Annotated in this window: 13 protein-coding genes; 8 read left to right on the forward strand and 5 right to left on the reverse strand. The window is 66.5% G+C overall.

From position 1 onward, the window contains the following. Positions 1 to 5 precede the first annotated feature (5 nt). Complete coding sequence (locus CRM90_RS07750; protein ID WP_102806397.1) at positions 6 to 851, reverse strand: SDR family NAD(P)-dependent oxidoreductase; 846 nt, start codon at positions 849 to 851, stop codon at positions 6 to 8. Between the two features lie 153 nt (positions 852 to 1,004). Here CRM90_RS07750 and CRM90_RS07755 point away from each other — a divergent pair, with 153 nt between their 5' ends. The 7 genes from CRM90_RS07755 to CRM90_RS07785 all read left to right on the forward strand — a co-directional run bounded on the left by CRM90_RS07755 (position 1,005) and on the right by CRM90_RS07785 (position 8,979). Then, positions 1,005 to 2,609: an SMP-30/gluconolactonase/LRE family protein gene (locus tag CRM90_RS07755; protein ID WP_233209210.1), complete on the forward strand. Its 1,605-nt coding sequence runs from the start codon at positions 1,005 to 1,007 to the stop codon at positions 2,607 to 2,609. A gap of 1 nt (position 2,610) precedes the next feature. After that, positions 2,611 to 3,351 (forward strand): GntR family transcriptional regulator, encoded by a 741-nt coding sequence (locus CRM90_RS07760; RefSeq protein WP_102806399.1) that lies wholly within the window; start codon positions 2,611 to 2,613, stop codon positions 3,349 to 3,351. A 6-nt stretch (positions 3,352 to 3,357) separates the two neighbouring features. Beyond that, entirely contained in the window at positions 3,358 to 4,920 is a 1,563-nt protein-coding gene (locus CRM90_RS07765; protein WP_102806400.1) for an AMP-binding protein, read from the forward strand. Then, positions 4,913 to 5,695 carry an SDR family NAD(P)-dependent oxidoreductase gene (locus CRM90_RS07770; RefSeq protein ID WP_102806401.1) on the forward strand — a complete coding sequence of 261 codons (783 nt, stop codon included), beginning with the start codon at positions 4,913 to 4,915 and terminating at the stop codon, positions 5,693 to 5,695. The genes CRM90_RS07765 and CRM90_RS07770 overlap by 8 nt, the downstream gene beginning before the upstream one ends. After that, positions 5,692 to 7,161, forward strand: coding sequence for an AMP-binding protein (locus CRM90_RS07775; protein ID WP_502693242.1), 1,470 nt, complete (start codon positions 5,692 to 5,694; stop codon positions 7,159 to 7,161). The genes CRM90_RS07770 and CRM90_RS07775 overlap by 4 nt, the downstream gene beginning before the upstream one ends. Positions 7,162 to 7,190: 29 nt before the next feature. Next, positions 7,191 to 8,102: an enoyl-CoA hydratase gene (locus tag CRM90_RS07780; RefSeq protein ID WP_102806403.1), complete on the forward strand. Its 912-nt coding sequence runs from the start codon at positions 7,191 to 7,193 to the stop codon at positions 8,100 to 8,102. Positions 8,103 to 8,412: 310 nt separating this feature from the next. Then, on the forward strand, positions 8,413 to 8,979 hold the full coding sequence (locus CRM90_RS07785; protein ID WP_199189813.1) for a peptidoglycan endopeptidase: 567 nt from the start codon (positions 8,413 to 8,415) through the stop codon (positions 8,977 to 8,979). Between the two features lie 51 nt (positions 8,980 to 9,030). Here the strand turns inward: CRM90_RS07785 and CRM90_RS07790 are convergent, their stop codons facing one another. Genes CRM90_RS07790 through CRM90_RS07800 form a run of 3 tightly spaced genes read right to left on the reverse strand, consistent with a single transcriptional unit; the run spans position 9,031 to position 11,929 of the window. Beyond that, positions 9,031 to 10,479 carry an APC family permease gene (locus CRM90_RS07790; protein WP_199189814.1) on the reverse strand — a complete coding sequence of 483 codons (1,449 nt, stop codon included), beginning with the start codon at positions 10,477 to 10,479 and terminating at the stop codon, positions 9,031 to 9,033. Continuing rightward, on the reverse strand, positions 10,480 to 10,677 hold the full coding sequence (locus CRM90_RS07795) for a ferredoxin (RefSeq protein ID WP_102806404.1): 198 nt from the start codon (positions 10,675 to 10,677) through the stop codon (positions 10,480 to 10,482). 52 nt (positions 10,678 to 10,729) lie between these two features. Next, positions 10,730 to 11,929 carry an MCE family protein gene (locus CRM90_RS07800; RefSeq protein ID WP_102806405.1) on the reverse strand — a complete coding sequence of 400 codons (1,200 nt, stop codon included), beginning with the start codon at positions 11,927 to 11,929 and terminating at the stop codon, positions 10,730 to 10,732. Positions 11,930 to 12,378: 449 nt separating this feature from the next. Here CRM90_RS07800 and aceA point away from each other — a divergent pair, with 449 nt between their 5' ends. Further along, on the forward strand, positions 12,379 to 14,682 hold the full coding sequence (gene aceA / locus CRM90_RS07805; RefSeq protein WP_102806406.1) for an isocitrate lyase ICL2: 2,304 nt from the start codon (positions 12,379 to 12,381) through the stop codon (positions 14,680 to 14,682). A gap of 77 nt (positions 14,683 to 14,759) precedes the next feature. On the opposite strand, the gene CRM90_RS07810 is transcribed toward aceA, so the two are convergent. Beyond that, positions 14,760 to 15,374 carry a TetR/AcrR family transcriptional regulator gene (locus tag CRM90_RS07810; RefSeq protein ID WP_102806407.1) on the reverse strand — a complete coding sequence of 205 codons (615 nt, stop codon included), beginning with the start codon at positions 15,372 to 15,374 and terminating at the stop codon, positions 14,760 to 14,762. Positions 15,375 to 15,398 lie beyond the last annotated feature (24 nt).

The raw sequence follows: 15,398 nt of genomic DNA on the forward strand, positions 1-15,398 counted from the left end.
TCCTTTCAGGGCCTGCTGATTTCGCGGCGGAAGTCGTCGTCGGCGAGGAACAGCGAGGTGTTGTCGGCACGAAGGTGGCTCCACCGCAGGTCCAGGCCACCGTCGACGAGCAGGGTTTGGCCGGTGATGTAGCCGGCGAGGTCCGACAGCAGGAACACGATGGCGCCGGCCTGTTCTTCCGGTTGTCCCCGCCGTCCCATCGCGATCGCCGCTCGGTCCCGTTCCGGATCGGGGTCGACGTAGGTGCGTGACGCCTCGGTTTCGGTAACCCCGGGTGCCACGGCGTTGACCCGTATGTCGTCGAGCGCGAGTTCGACCGCCAGGGTGCGGGTGGCCGCCACGATCGCGGCTTTAGCCGTGCCGTAGGCGATGTGGAACGGCGCGGTGTTCATGCCGCTGATCGAGGACACGGAGACAATCGAGCCCGGCCCACCCACTGCACGGATTTCGGCGGCCACCGCCTGGCTCATGAAGAACATCGTCTCGAGATTCGCGGTGAACAGGTCTCGCCAGTCGTCACGGCTGACCCGGGTGGCGGGCATCCACGTCGAGGGTGCGGCGCCGCCGGCAATGTTGACCAATCCGTGCAGTCGCCCCTCGGTGCGGCGCACCGCGGCCAGCACGGCTGCGATCCCGTCGTCGGTCGCGGCGTCCGCTGTCACGGGCACGATCGGCAGTCCCTCGGCGATCAGCGGGCCGATATGGGTGTCGAGGTTGTCCTGCGAGCGGCTGACGGCCACAACCGTCGCGCCGGCCCGTGCGGCCATGGCCGTCACAGCGGTTCCGATGCCGCCGCCGCCCGCGCCGGACACCACCACGATGCGGCCGTCGAGCCTGAGGAGATCCGCCATACCCTGCTTTCACTCACCATTTTGTCCGGACAAATAGCTGGACTCTGCCGAATGGAGAACATGATTCCGCAGCGGATATGGCCTCGTCAAGGGTGATCATGCAGAAATATGGCGCCTATTGTCTGGACTAAATCAGCTTGGTACGGTCACGCGGTGGAACAGAGGTCGCTGCGTCCTTCGCCTGGCCGCTTCACCCTCGTCCAACCCCCGGTGGTGGCCGAGGGCTGGACCATCGAGCGCCGCACCGCACCCAGCCGGCTGTTCGGCGCCAACGGTCTGCGGACCGGTCCGGACGGTCGGGTGTACATCGCGCAGGTGACCGGCAGCCAGATCAGCGCCCTGGACATCGGGACCGGATCACTCGACACGATCAGCGCCAAGGGCGGCGACATCATCGCCCCCGACGACGTCGCGTTCGACGATGCCGGGAACCTGTACGCCACCGAGGTGATGGACGGGCGGGTCAGCGTGCGGGCCGCCGACGGCAGCACTCGGGTGCTGCGCGACGATCTGCCCTGCGCCAACGGCATCACCGTGCACCGCGGCCGGCTCTTCATCGGTGAATGCCGCGAGGGTGGCCGCATCATCGAGCTCGATCCGGCCGGCGGACCGCCGCGCATCCTGCTGGAGAACGTGCCCTCACCCAACGCGATGGAGGTCGGACCCGACGGGTTGCTGTACTTCCCGGTGATGGGTGCCAACGAGATCTGGCGCATCGACCCCGATGGCGGCGGCCCCGAAGTGGTAGCCGGCGGCCTGGGCGTGCCCGATGCGGTGAAATTCGACGCGAACGGCAATCTGGTCTCCACCCAGGTACACAGCGGCCAGGTGCTGCAGATCGACCCCCGCACCGGCGAGCACACCGTGCTGGCCAACCTCAGTCCCGGGCTGGACAACCTGACGTTCGTGGGGAACAGACTGTTCGTCTCCAACTTCACCGGCGAGATCACCGAGGTCCTCGACGGCCTGCAGACCCGCACCGCGCTGCCCGGCGGGCTGAACTGGCCGTTGGACCTCACGGTCGGTTCCGACGGTGTCGTGTACATCGCGGACGGCACCTACTTCTATGCACTAGGCGCCGATGGCGAACTGCAGACGCTCGGCATGCTGTTCAGCCCCGGCTACCCCGGTTTCGTCCGGGGTGTGACCGCGACGGGGCCGGGCGAATTCGTGGTGACGACGTCAGGTGGGCAGGTCGCGCGGTTCCGCCCCACCCAGGGCGAAAGCGATTTTCTGGCCGACGGATTGGACCAGCTCTACGGGGTGGCCGTTGCAGCGCGCGGCATCGTCGCCGTGGAGCAGGGCACCGGGCGGCTGGTGTCAGTGGACGCCGGTCGCACCGAGGTATTGGCGACCGGACTCGATACTCCGGTCGGGGTGGCGTTCGGGCCCGATGGCAGCGCGCTGGTCAGTGAACGCGGCCGGGTGGTGCGGGTCGATGGCGGCAGGATCGAGCCGGTCGTGGACGGATTGGGTTGTCCGCAGGGCATTCTGGTGGACGCCAACCGGCTCTACATCGTCGACGCGGACGCCAAGTCGCTGCTCGAAGTCGATCTGGACAGCGGATCGCGAACCACGATCGCCTCGGGTCTTCCGGTCGGCACACCACCTGGCGTCACCCCCAAACCGCTGCGCGGCATGCCGCCGTTCTCGGGTCCCCAGGGGCCGTTCGCCGGGATCGCCGCCGCGCCGGACGGCACCATATACGTCTCGGCCGATGCCGACGGCAGCATCTTGGCCCTGCGCCGGAGCAGCTGACATGACACCTCCCGAGTCCGGCGACCACCGCTATATTCAGGTGGCCCGCACGCTGCGCAAGGAGATCGTGGACGGGGTGTATCCCGTCGGTTCTCAGCTACCCACTGAACACGAACTGTGTCAACGGTTTTCGGTCAGCCGGTATACGGTGCGCGAAGCCTTGCGACGGCTGCGTGAGGACAACCTGGTGTCGTCCCGGCCGCGGGCCGGCACCATGGTGGTGCCCAGGCCGTCGGCACACGCCTACGTCCAGGACGTGGTGTCCATCAATGATCTGCTGGCCTTCGCGACGGGTGCCCGCTTCGCGATCGAATCGATCGCCATGGTGACCATCGACGACGAACTCGAGCACCGGACAGGGTTGGCGGCCGGCGAAGAATGGCTGGCGGTGCGGGGCTTCCGCGGCGCCGACGGAGCCGACGCCCCGGTCTGTCGTACCGAGTACTACATCAACCGCGCGTTCGCGGCGGTGGGCCGGATGCTGCAGAACCACAGCGGGCCGATCTTCCCGCTCATCGAGGACCTGTTCGGGCTCAGCATCGTTGAAGTGCGGCAGGAGATCTCCGCTGTCCAGATCAGCGTCGAGCTGGCCGGCCGGCTCAAGGTCGAACCGGGTACACCCGCACTCGAGATGCAACGCACCTACATCACGTCTGATGGTGAGATCGCCCAGGTGACCGTCAATACGCACCCGGCCTCGCGGTTCCGCCACTCGATGACGATGCGACGGGTGAAGGGCTGACGGGCAATGCGCACCGCGCAGCGTGACGCCGAATTGGCCACCCGGGCCTACGGTTCCGGATTGTGGGTGCACGACACCCTGGCGGACGCGTTGACCGCCGCCGCCCGCGACACCCCGCAGCGGGAGGTTCTCGTCGACGGCCCGGTGCGCCTCGACTGCGCAACACTTCACAATCGGGCGACCGGGCTGGCCGGCGCGATGCTGACCCGGATACCCGCCGCAAGCGTGGTGTCGTTCATGCTGCCCAACTGGCATGAAGCGGCGATCATCTACCACGCCGCGACCGCGGCCGGCATGGTGGTCAATCCGATTCTGCCGTCGCTGCGTGACCACGAGCTGGCTTTCATCCTGGCCGACGCCGATGTGCGAATGATCTTCGTGCCCGGCGATGTCGGCGGTCACGACTATGCGGCAATGCTCCAGCGCGTCACCGCGGCGCTGCCCCATCCACCGGTTGTCGTCGTGGTCCGCGGCGAACCCTTGACCGGGCAGCTCGCGTTCGACTCGCTGCCCACCCAGCCGGCGTCGGCCCCGGCTCTGGACCCCGACGCCGTCCGGATGATCCTCTACACCTCCGGCACCACCGGACGGCCCAAAGGTGTTCTTCACAGCCATAATTCGATTCACGCCTTGATCCGCCAGATCGGCAGACACTGGCTGATCGATCCGGGATCGGCATTCCTGGTGCCCTCCCCCATTGCCCACATCGGTGGCTCGATCTATGCGTTCGAATGCCCAGTGCTGCTGGGAACCACCGCGGTGCTGATGGACCGGTGGGACTCCGACGGCGCGGTCGCACTGCTGACCGCCGAGCACTGCACACACATGGCCGGCGCGACGCCGTTCCTGCAGGCGATTCTCGCCGCCGCCCAACGCGCGAACACCCGACTACCCGAGCTGCGGGTGTTCATCTGTGGCGGTGCCTCGGTTTCGCCACAGCTGATCCGCACTGCCGCCGACTATTTCGAGCGGGCGGTGGTCACTCGGGTGTACGGCTCCACCGAGGTGCCGGTCACGACGATCGGCGCTCCCGACGATCGCGACCGGGCCGCCGACACCGACGGCCGACCCGGCATCGCCGACGTGACGATCGTGGACGGTGAAATCCGGGCCCGGGGTCCGCAGATGCTGCTGGGCTACCTGCATCCGGAAGACGACACCGACGCCTTCGATGCCGACGGCTATTTCCGCACCGGCGATCTCGGTCACTGGGTGGACGGCCACTATCTCGTGGTCACCGGCCGGGCCAAGGACATCGTGATCCGCAACGGCGAGAACATCTCCCCCAAGGAAGTCGAGGACCTACTGCTCGGCCACCCCGACATCGGTGAGATCGCGATCGTCGGGGTTCCCGACCCGCGCACCGGGGAGCGGGCGTGCGCGGTGATCGTCACCGATCGGCCGCCGGGGCCAGACGTCGGCGATCTGCGCGACTTTCTGCAGGCCACCGGTGTCGCGAAGTTCAAGTGGCCCGAGCAGGTGGTCGTCTGGGACGCGCTGCCCAAGAACGACGCAGGCAAAGTACTGAAACATCGAATTCGAGCGAGATTGGTCGACGCGGATGAGTGATCCCCAGGTGGCGGTGGTGACGGGCGCAAGCAGTGGAATCGGATTCGCCTGCGCCACAACGCTCGCCGCGGCAGGCATGGCTGTCGTCGGCACCGGGCGCGACGCGGGCCGGCTGGCCGCGCTGGCCGAGGCGATCGGCGATCCCGACCGGGTGGCCACGCTGGCGGTCGACCTCACCGACGACGATGCGCCGCAGCGGATCGTCGAGGCGGCGGTCTCCCGGTGGGGACATGTCGACTTCCTGATCAACAACGCCGGGGTCGGCAGCCCGAAACCGTTACACGAAACCGACGACGAGACGCTCGACCACTTCCTCGGGGTCATGCTGCGCGCGCCGTTCCGGCTCGCCCGCGACGTGATCCCGCACATGCGAACGGGTTCGGCCATCATCAATGTCACCTCGACCTTCGCCGTGGTCGGCGGTCTGCGCGGCGGTGCCTACTCCGCAGCCAAGGGCGGCCTGACCGCACTGACCCTGCACATCGCGTGCCAGTACGGCGCACAAGGGATTCGCAGTAACGCCGTCGCGCCGGGCGTCACGGTCACCCCGATGGTGGAGCACCGCCTGGACGACCCCGGCTTCCGGAAGATGCAGACGGAGATGACACCGCACACCCGGCTGGGACGGGTCGAGGACATCGCCGGCACGGTGGCGTTCTTGTGCTCCCCCGCAGGCAGTTTCATCAACGGCCAGACCATCGTGGTCGACGGCGGCTGGAGCTCCACCAAGTATCTGTCCGACTTCGCGCTGACCTCGCAGTGGGTCGCCCGGTGAACCTGTTCGCCACCCTCGATCAGGCAGCGGACCGCTTCGGCGACCGCGGCGCGGTCTACCGCGGCGAGCAGCAGCTGCACACCTGGAGCGAGCTCAAGCAGCGCGCGCTGCGACTGGCCGCATCGCTTCGGCGGGTCCACGCACCAGGCCAGCGGATCGCGATCGCCAGCGAGAACCGCGCGGAGATCATCGAACTGTTCTACGCGGTGTGGGCGGCCGAGTGCGTCGTCGTCCCGGTCAACTTCAAGCTCCATCCCCGTGAGATGGCACAAATCCTCGACGACTGCGGTGCGGCAACGGTATTCGCTTCTCCCAAGATCGCGACAGAGCTGACCCCGCACTCCCCCGTCGGGGTCGAACAGATCGGCGGCCCGGACTACGACCAGCTGTTCACCGCCCCGCCCGCTGACGTCCCGGTAACCGACCCGTCGACGCTGGCGTGGCTCTTCTACACCAGCGGCACCACCGGCCGCTCCAAAGGAGCGATGCTGTCCCACCGCAGTCTCACCGCGATGACGGTGGCGCATCTGGCCGACATCGATTCCCCGGACGAGAATTGCAGCCTGCTGCACGCCGCCCCGATGTCGCACGGCTCCGGTCTCTACATCGCGCCGTACGTGCTGCGCGGCGCACGGCAGGTGGTTGCCGCATCCGGCGTCTTCGACCCGGACGAATTCCTCGATCTTTGCGCGGCACACCCGGGATCATCAGCGTTCCTGGCGCCCACCATGATTCAGCGCCTGGTGGGCACCGGGCGCGAGGCTCCCGCCGCCCTCCGCATGATCGTGTACGGCGGAGGCCCGATGTACGTCGACGGCCTCAAGAAGGCGATGGCCGCGTTCGGGCCTGTCTTCGCGCAGATCTACGGCCAGGGCGAATCGCCGATGACGATCACCGGATTGCGGCGCGCCGACCATGAACTCGGCGACGACGCGATCCTCGGGTCGGTGGGATACCCCCGTTCCGGCGTCCAGGTGGCCGTGCTGCGCGCGGACGGCGGCCGCGCCGAGCCGGGCCAGATCGGTGAGATCGTGTGCCGGGGCGACGTCGTGATGTCCGGGTACTGGAACAACCCGGCGGCCACCCGCGACACCGTGAAGCAGGGCTGGTTGTACACCGGGGACATGGGGTCGTTCGACGACCGTGGCTACCTGACTTTGCACGACCGCTCCAAGGACGTGGTGATCAGCGGTGGCAGCAACATCTATCCGCGGGAGGTGGAGGAGGCGCTGCTGGAGCATCCCGACGTGGCCGAAGCCTGCGTGGTCGGTGCGCCGGATCCCGAGTGGGGTGAGGTGGTCGTGGCGTTCGTCGTGGGCTCCGCCGCCGGCGATGTGCTCGACGCCCACCTGCTCGATCGGATCGCCCGGTTCAAACGGCCAAAGCGCTACCTCTTCGTCGACGACCTGCCCAAGAACAGTTACGGCAAGGTGCTCAAGCGCGAATTGCGCGCCCGCCTCGGGTAACGACGTTCTCGTCTGCATAGAATGCCGCTATGTCCACCGATTACCGCTTCCTGACCTACGAAGAGCTCGATGACGGCCGCATCGTCCGCATCATGCTCAACCGGCCCGAGGCGCGCAACGCGCAGAACCGCGGCCTGCTGGTCGAGCTCAACGAGGCGTTCCTGCGGGCCGAGGCCGACGACACGGTTCGGGTGGTCATCCTGGGCGGTCATGGCCCGATGTTCTCGTCCGGTCACGACCTCGGGTCGGCGGTGTCGCGGGCCGAGTACACCCCGGGGCCGGACCAGCACCCGAGCTTTCAGGGCCTTGGCGCCAACCGGGAGGGCGCCGAGAAGCTGATGCTGCAGGAGTGGCATCACTTCTTCGCCAACACCCGCCGGTGGCGCGACCTGCGCAAGATCACCATCGCGCAGGTGCACGGCGACGTCTACGCGGCGGCCCTGATGCTGATGTGGGCGTGCGACCTGATCATCGCGGCCGAGGGCACCCGGTTCGCCGACGTGGTGGGCACCCGGCTGGGTATGTGCGGTGTCGAATACTTCGCCCATCCGTGGGAGTTCGGACCCCGCAAGACCAAGGAGCTGATGCTCACAGGTGACGCCATGGAGGTCGACGAGGCATATCAGCTCGGCATGATCACCAAGGTCTTCCCTCAAGACGAGCTCGCCGACAAGACGCTGGAATTCGCCCGCCGGGTCGCCGAGGTGCCCACGATGGCGGCTCTGCTCGCCAAAGAAGCGGTGAATCAAACCGTCGACAACATGGGCTTCTACAACGCGCTGAACGCCTGCTTCACGCTGCACCAGCTCAATCACTCACACTGGGCGCAGGTGCACGAGGAGGGCTGGCCGGTGGGCCTGGAGTCCGATGGCCTGCCGAACTGGAAGACCGCGCCGCCTATCGTGCCTGCGGTCAAGGACCAGGTCCGCGCTGAAGGCTGATCGTCGCACACCTGCGCGATCACGGCAAAGTCCCGATTCCAGCTCACCTGAATCGTTCAAGTAGTCTCGGCGCTGTCACAGGCCGTGACCGATGAGCCGTGCGGTTGGGCGACTGCTGCCGACGTGCTGTGGACGATGCCTTGCCGAAATCCCTTGTTATAGGCTTTAATTCGCGGAATGCGCAAAGCGCGTTAATCGGATTAGCCTTATAAATCTTAAGATTTATGTTGTGCAGGACACACTTTTTCGCGAAACGTGGTGAAAAGCACAGACTTTGGTCTGCGCGCAAATTGTTGTTAGTTTCGGCCGCATGTTTGCAATCGCGACGTTGATGACTCTGATCAGTCAGGTGTCAGGCACGCCGTACGTCCCCGGCGGGGACACACCGGCTGGCACCGACTGCTCGGGACTGGCCTCCTGGGTGTCAAATGTGGCCACCGGAAGGCCTGCCTTTGGCAGCCGGTTCCACACCGGCAACGAGGAAGCCGCCCTCCTCGCCCGCGGATTCCACTACGGAACCGCCCCCAATTCCCTGGTGATCGGCTGGAATGGCCGCCACACCGCAGTCACATTGCCCGACGGCACCGCGGTGTCCAGCGGTGAGGGCGGCGGCGTGCGCGTCGGCGGTGGCGGCGCCTACCAGCCGCAGTTCACCCACCACATGTACCTGCCGATGCTTGCCGATGCCATGCAGGATCCGCCCGCGCCGCCGGCTCCGGATGCGCCCCCGCCGGCTCCGGATGCGCCGGTGTTTGTCGACACCGTCGACGCGCCGCCGCCGCCGGCTGCCGACGTTCCTCCGCCGGCCCCCGACATCGTGCCCGTCGGCGCCGATATCGCCCCTCCGCCAGTCGATCCCGCCCCCCAGCCCGCATAGAACATCCACGAGTACGCCGCTCTGCCCACCCCGGCAGTGCGGCGTATATCGTCAAAAGCCCTGTTGTGCGATGAGTTTCGCTCCCGCGTCACGGGCGGCGGCGGGCCGGGCGAGCACGCCGGCCACGACCAGCACCAGGACGGCGACAGCCAGGCACGGCCCCCACACCGCACTGCCGTGCGGCCACGGGATCACATTGCGATACAAGGTGTATCCCAGCAAGGCCAGACCGAGCAACGGCAGGATCACCTCCGACTTGCGAATCTGGTTGTCGCGGGCGAGGAATAGCAGCCGGACAGCTCCCAACGTGGCCAGTGCGTAGGCCACCAGCAAGATGAGCGTGCCCGCTGTGGCCGCGATGCTGAACACGTCGAATGGACGCGCCCGCAACGCAATCCAGCCGATCGCCTGGATTGCGAACACCGCCGCCACCGCTGTTGCCGCCGCTAAATGCGGAACGTTGCGTCGGGGATGCACAGCTGCCAGCGCGGCCGGGCCGATACCGTCCCTGCTGAGCGCGTAGAGCAGCCGGCTCGCACCCACCACGCTGGCCAGGCAGCAGGCCGCCGCGCTGAACGTCGCGCCGACGACGATGACATAGGACAGCCACGGTGCGACGTACCGCTCGGCGATATCGCCCATCAGCGCGTCGGACTTGGCAAAGGCCGCGACCCCGGCCGAGTCCGTGCCGAACGCCATCATCTCGATCGCCGTGACCGTCACGAAGAACACCCCGCCGAACAGCGCGGTACCGAGGATGGCCCGGGGAATGTTGCGCCGCGGCGCCTCGGTTTCCTCACCGAGAGTCGCCGCGGCCTCGAAGCCGGCGAATGACAGGAAGCCGAACACGATTCCCAGGAATACCGTCGAGACGGAGGTACCGGGGGCGATGGTGAACACCGACATGTCCAGATGCTGACCGCCGGGAGTGTGGCCGGTGATCACCTTGCCCAGCGTGATCGCCGCCACCACCAGGATCAGCATCACCGTCAGGCCTTCGGTGACCAGCAGGACGGTGGCGCCACCCCTGATCTCCCTGGCGGCGAGCCACCACACCGCGGCGAGAACCAGCCAGGCGAACACGAACGCAATCCAATCCGGTAATTCGTTAGGAGCAACAACTTTTCGAACCAGATCGGTCAGGAAGATGCCCGCTGCCGTCGCAGTCACCGCGCCGAAAAAGACATAGGTTCCCGCGTTGAGCCAGCCGGCCACACTGCCGGCCCGCGGTCCGAGCGTGACACCGACGAAGGCGTACACACTGCCGGCGTGGCTGAACCGTTGGGCGAGCCGGACGAACGTGTGGGCGATCAGCAGAACGCCGACCGTCGCCAACAGGAATGCCAGTGGGACTGCACGACCGACCGCGGTGGCCGTTCCCTGCGGATTGATGTTGATCGCCATCGACGGTGCCATGAGCGCAACCGACACACCCACCGCCGACCAGACGGTGAGGGTCCGGCGCAGCGCGGGATCACCGGACACCTCGTGCCCGGCCAATCAGTCACCCTCGTCGAGCACCAGCGCCTGTTCCGGGCAAGCTGCGACACCGTCTCGGGTGCGCTGCTCGTCTCCGGGTGCGACGTCATGCTCCTCGAGTGTCGAGTAGCCCATGTCGTCAACCGGGAACAGTTCGGGATCAACGGCATAGCACAGCGCATGACCCACGCACCGTGCGCTCTCCAGGCGGACCCGCATCGGCTCAGGTTAACCGCGGTCCCCGAGCGGACGTGCCGATTTCGGCAAGGCCTCAGGGGTTGATGGTGTTCTCGCCGACCTGACGCCCCCACACATACTCGGTGAGCAAGGGCTGGCCGAGTTCGAAGTGGTTGTACGGCGCGATCGAGGCCCCGTCATCCATCACCAGGTAGGGAGCCGGCCAGAAATTGCGGTCGATCGTCTGCCAGCACCCCGGTGCTCCGCCCGGTCCACCCCTGCCGTTAGTCCTTGGCAGGTTGTCCGGGTACACGTAGGGATTCGGCGCGCCGAGGATCTCGGTCATCGTGGAAAGTGAATATCCGTTGCCGCCGAAGGCATCCAGTGCACTGGGCGCCGCCTGCGCGATGTTGCGAATACCGCAGAACAGTTCGGGGCTGTAGGTGTCGAGAAGCTGGGAGCTGGGGACCAGGTCCGCCATTCCCCGAATGAAGTACGGCTTGCTGCGCTCGAAGATGTCGGCGCCGGCGTTGCCGAATCCGATGGAGGCGAGCAGGGCAGCGTCGATGTCGTGCTGCTGGCCGTTGAGCGAGTTCGCGGTCACCACCGCGTGGTCGAGCGCATCCCACAGGTTGGGGCTGGCCTTGGTGTAGACGTCGGCCAGATCGCCCAGCCGCTGGATGTCGCGGCGGATCTGCGGCATCTGCGGGTTGATGTCGTCGAGCACCGAATTGCCGTTGACGATCGACTGGCCGAACTTGGTGCCCAGCCCGTTCAACGCCTCGGCCGTCGCCGACAGCGTGAGGTTCAGCTTGACCGGGTCCACCTTCTCCGCGATGGAGGTGACCGTCTCGAACAGGGTGTTGAACTCCGTGGTGACGCTGGAGGCGTTGATCACGTCGGACGTCGTCAGCCGGGCCGACACCGGGTTCTTCGGTGTCGACAGTGCGACGTACTTGTTGCCGAAGACCGTGGTGGCCTTGATGTCGGCGTGCACATTGGCGGGAATGTAGGCCAGATAGCGGGGCTCGACGTCGAGCCTCAGGCGCGCAATGTTCTTTCCGTCGCGCTCCCCGGAGCTGACGCTGATGACCCGGCCGATCACCACTCCGTTGAAGGTGACCTTTGACCCCGTGTCCATCACCAGGCCGCCGCGATCAGACACCATCGTCAACGTTGCCCGAGGCGACAGATCGCCGCGGAATTGCAGATAGACCAACGACAGGACCAGAACGATCACGGCGAGAAAGATCAAGCCGGCAGCCTTGAGCGGCGGACGGTCGCGCCAGTTCACCGCAGCCCCTCCTCACCCCGACCCAAGCGAACGAGCGCCCCTACCGGCCGTGGCCAGTGATATGGACCACAGGAATGTACCTGATTTGCGAGTCGAATGGTCGCCATCCGTGCAATTCGCCGTGCCGTTAATTCAGTAATTCTGATTGCGTCATCGTCAATATATCCGGGACCGGACCGACGCGGTGGAATATGCAGGTGCCCAACCAATTCCGCGCGCCCTGATGTGCATTACCAACGGCCGCCGATAAGGGTGGCAATTTGTCTTTGCAATATTTGCTGTGACACTGCGGCACCGATGATCGGCGAGTGCTGCCCGCCGGCCGGATGATGACGGTATCCCGAACTGGCCCCAAACCCGCTCCGGTAAGCGGTGGAGTCGGGATAATCGACTGTGCCGCCCGGGGGTGTCGCCGGCGCGGGAACAGCTCAGCGAGGAGCGTGAGACCCATGTCCATCATCGAAGCGGACTCAGCGACCCAGTCGCCCCATCAGCGCGCGGTCAGCGAGACCCAGCAATACATCGACAGTCCGCGATTCGAGGGGATCACCCGCCTCTACACCGCAGCCCAAGTCGTCGAACAGCGCGGCACGATCCCCGTCGACTACACCGTCGCCCGCGAGGCGTCGGCCGCCTTCTACAAGAGGCTGCGAGAACTTTTCGCAGCCAAGAAGAGCATCACCACCTTCGGGCCGTACTCGCCGGGCCAGGCGGTGACCATGAAGCGGATGGGCATCGAGGGCATCTACCTGGGGGGCTGGGCGACCTCGGCCAAGGGTTCGACCACCGAGGACCCGGGCCCGGACCTGGCGAGCTACCCGCTGAGCCAGGTGCCCGAGGAGGCAGCGGGCCTGGTGCGTGCGCTGCTGACCGCCGACCGCAACCAGCAGTACCTGCGCCTGCAGATGACTCCCGAGCAGCGTGCGGCCACGCCGGCCGTCGACTATCGCCCGTTCATCATCGCCGACGCCGATACCGGCCACGGCGGAGATCCGCACGTGCGCAACCTGATTCGCCGCTTTGTCGAGGCCGGCGTCGCGGGCTATCACATCGAGGATCAGCGCCCCGGCACCAAGAAGTGCGGCCACCAGGGCGGCAAGGTACTGGTGCCGTCCGACGAACAGCTCAAACGGCTGAACACCGCCCGCTTCCAGCTCGACATCATGGGTGTGCCGGGCATCATCGTCGCCCGCACCGATGCCGAGGCGGCCAACCTCATCGACAGCCGCGGTGATGAGCGGGATCAGCCGTTCCTGCTCGGCGCGACCAATCTCAAGGTGCCGCCGTACAAGTCGTGTTTCCTGGCCATGGTCCGCCGGTTCTACGAGTCGGGTGTCACCGAGCTCAACGGTCATCTGCTCTACGCGCTGCCCGAAGGTGAGTACGCGGTGGCCGACGCCTGGCTGCAGCGGCAGGGCATCTCCGACCTCATCACCGAACAGGCCGCCGCATGGCGCGACGGCAAAGAGCATTCGCTGGACGCCCTGTTCGACAAGGTCGAGTCGAGATTCGTCGACGCCTGGCAGGACGACGCCTCGCTGGACACCTACGGCGACGCGGTGGCCGAGCTTCTCGCATTCCGGGAGAGCGAAGGTGAGCCGCACGAGATGAGCGCCGCGGACTGGCGCGAGTTCGCCAAGACCGCATCGCTGCACGCGGCCCGGGAGAAGGCACGTGAACTCGGCGTCGACGCAGCATGGGATCCCGAGCGGGCCAAGACCCCCGAGGGTTACTACCAGGTCCGCGGCGGCATTCCCTACGCGATCGCGAAATCCCTTGCCGCAGCGCCGTTTGCGGACCTGCTCTGGATGGAGACCAAGACCGCCGATCTGGCCGACGCCCGCGAGTTCGCCGAGGCCGTTCATGCGGTGTATCCGGACAAGATGCTGGCCTACAACCTCTCCCCCTCGTTCAACTGGGACACCACCGGGATGACCGACGAGGAGATGCGAGCCTTCCCAGAAGAACTCGGCAAGATGGGCTTCGTCTTCAACTTCATGACCTACGGCGGCCACCAGATCGACGGTGTCGCCGCCGAGGAATTCGCCACCGCCCTGCGCCAGGACGGCATGCTGGCGCTGGCGCGTCTGCAGCGCAAGATGCGGCTGGTCGAATCGCCGTACCGCACACCGCAAACGCTGGTCGGCGGTCCGCGCAGCGATGCCGCGCTGGCAGCATCCTCGGGTCGCACCGCCACCACCAAGTCGATGGGCAAGGGCTCCACCCAGCACCAGCACCTGGTGCAGACCGAAGTGCCGAAGAAGCTGCTCGAAGACTGGTTGGCGCTGTGGAGCGAGCACTATGAGCTCGGCGAGAAGCTGCGGGTGACGTTGCGTCCGCGGCGTGCCGGTGGCGAGGTCCTCGAGCTCGGTATCTACGGCGAGCGAGAGAAGGGCGGCGAGCAGGAGCTGCTGGCCAACGTGCTCGTCGACCCGATCAAGGACCGGCACGGCCGAAGCATCCTGACGGTGCGCGACCAGAACACCTTCGCCGAGAAGCTGCGGAAGAAGCGCCTGATGACGCTGATCCATCTGTGGATGGTGCACCGGTTCAAGGCGGACGCCGTCTACTACGTGACGCCGACCGAGGACAACATCTATCAGGCCGACAAGATGAAGGCGCACGGCATCTTCAGCGATGTGCACAAGGACGTCGGCGAGATCATCGTCGCCGACGTCAATCAGGAGCGCATCGCCGAGCTGTTGGAGCCCGACCGGGTGGCGCTGAAACGGCTTATCGCCAAGGAGGATTGACCCCCTCCGCCCAAACCGACATTTCGCCGGGAAAGAGCGAGTGGCGCGCGACATTTCGTCGATCTCGGCGCAAAACCCTACTTCAGGTAGGCGACGATCGCGTTGGTCAGTCCGCGACGGGCCGCGTCGAGATCGCCGTAGCTGCCGAGCTGCTTCTCGGAGGCGATCCCGCGCATCGCGCCGGGAATCAGCCAGGCCATCTCCCGTATGCGCTGCGGGTCGACGTGCAGGTCCGCGAACGCCTTCTGGCAGGTCTCCTGCCAGCCCTGCCCCCAGGAGAACAGTTCGGCAGCGGTCTGCGGGTAGAGCCGCTCAAGGTCGGCATGCTCCCGCGGCAGCGCGGCCCGCAGGTTCTCGATCGCGCGCGAGTCGCGGTTCGTCAACCCGTCATAGAGCGTGTCGATGATGCCGGCCACCCGCTCACGCAGGCTCGCCGACGTATCCGGCGGAGTGAAAATGTTGGCCCGCCGCTCGGCCGTGTAACGCAGTACCGCTGCCCAAAAACCGTCGGTATCACCGAATTGGTATTGCACGGTGCCCCAGGTGGCGCCGGCGTCCTTCGCGATCCGATTGGCCGACACCGCACCGGGCTGACCGGATGCGAGCGCGGTCAACGCCGCCTCGAGCAGGCTCTCGCGGGTGGCCGAACCGCGCCGGTTCGGCCGTCGTCGCGCACTGTCCGCCTCGGCCACGCCGAAAGCCTAACCCAGATTCAT

Source organism: Mycobacterium sp. ENV421 (genome assembly GCF_002887815.1).
In the GTDB taxonomy this organism is placed as follows: domain Bacteria; phylum Actinomycetota; class Actinomycetes; order Mycobacteriales; family Mycobacteriaceae; genus Mycobacterium.

What these genes read in the sequence shown, in the direction of transcription:
- CRM90_RS07770 (WP_102806401.1), top strand. Translation starts at nt 4,913, where the DNA reads ATGAGTGATCCCCAGGTGGCGGTGGTGACGGGCGCAAGCAGTGGAATC.
- CRM90_RS07760 (WP_102806399.1), top strand. Translation starts at nt 2,611, where the DNA reads ATGACACCTCCCGAGTCCGGCGACCACCGCTATATTCAGGTGGCCCGC.
- CRM90_RS07765 (WP_102806400.1), top strand. Translation starts at nt 3,358, where the DNA reads ATGCGCACCGCGCAGCGTGACGCCGAATTGGCCACCCGGGCCTACGGT.
- aceA (WP_102806406.1), top strand. Translation starts at nt 12,379, where the DNA reads ATGTCCATCATCGAAGCGGACTCAGCGACCCAGTCGCCCCATCAGCGC.
- CRM90_RS07750 (WP_102806397.1), bottom strand. Translation starts at nt 851, where the DNA reads ATGGCGGATCTCCTCAGGCTCGACGGCCGCATCGTGGTGGTGTCCGGC.
- CRM90_RS07785 (WP_199189813.1), top strand. Translation starts at nt 8,413, where the DNA reads ATGTTTGCAATCGCGACGTTGATGACTCTGATCAGTCAGGTGTCAGGC.
- CRM90_RS07795 (WP_102806404.1), bottom strand. Translation starts at nt 10,677, where the DNA reads ATGCGGGTCCGCCTGGAGAGCGCACGGTGCGTGGGTCATGCGCTGTGC.
- CRM90_RS07780 (WP_102806403.1), top strand. Translation starts at nt 7,191, where the DNA reads ATGTCCACCGATTACCGCTTCCTGACCTACGAAGAGCTCGATGACGGC.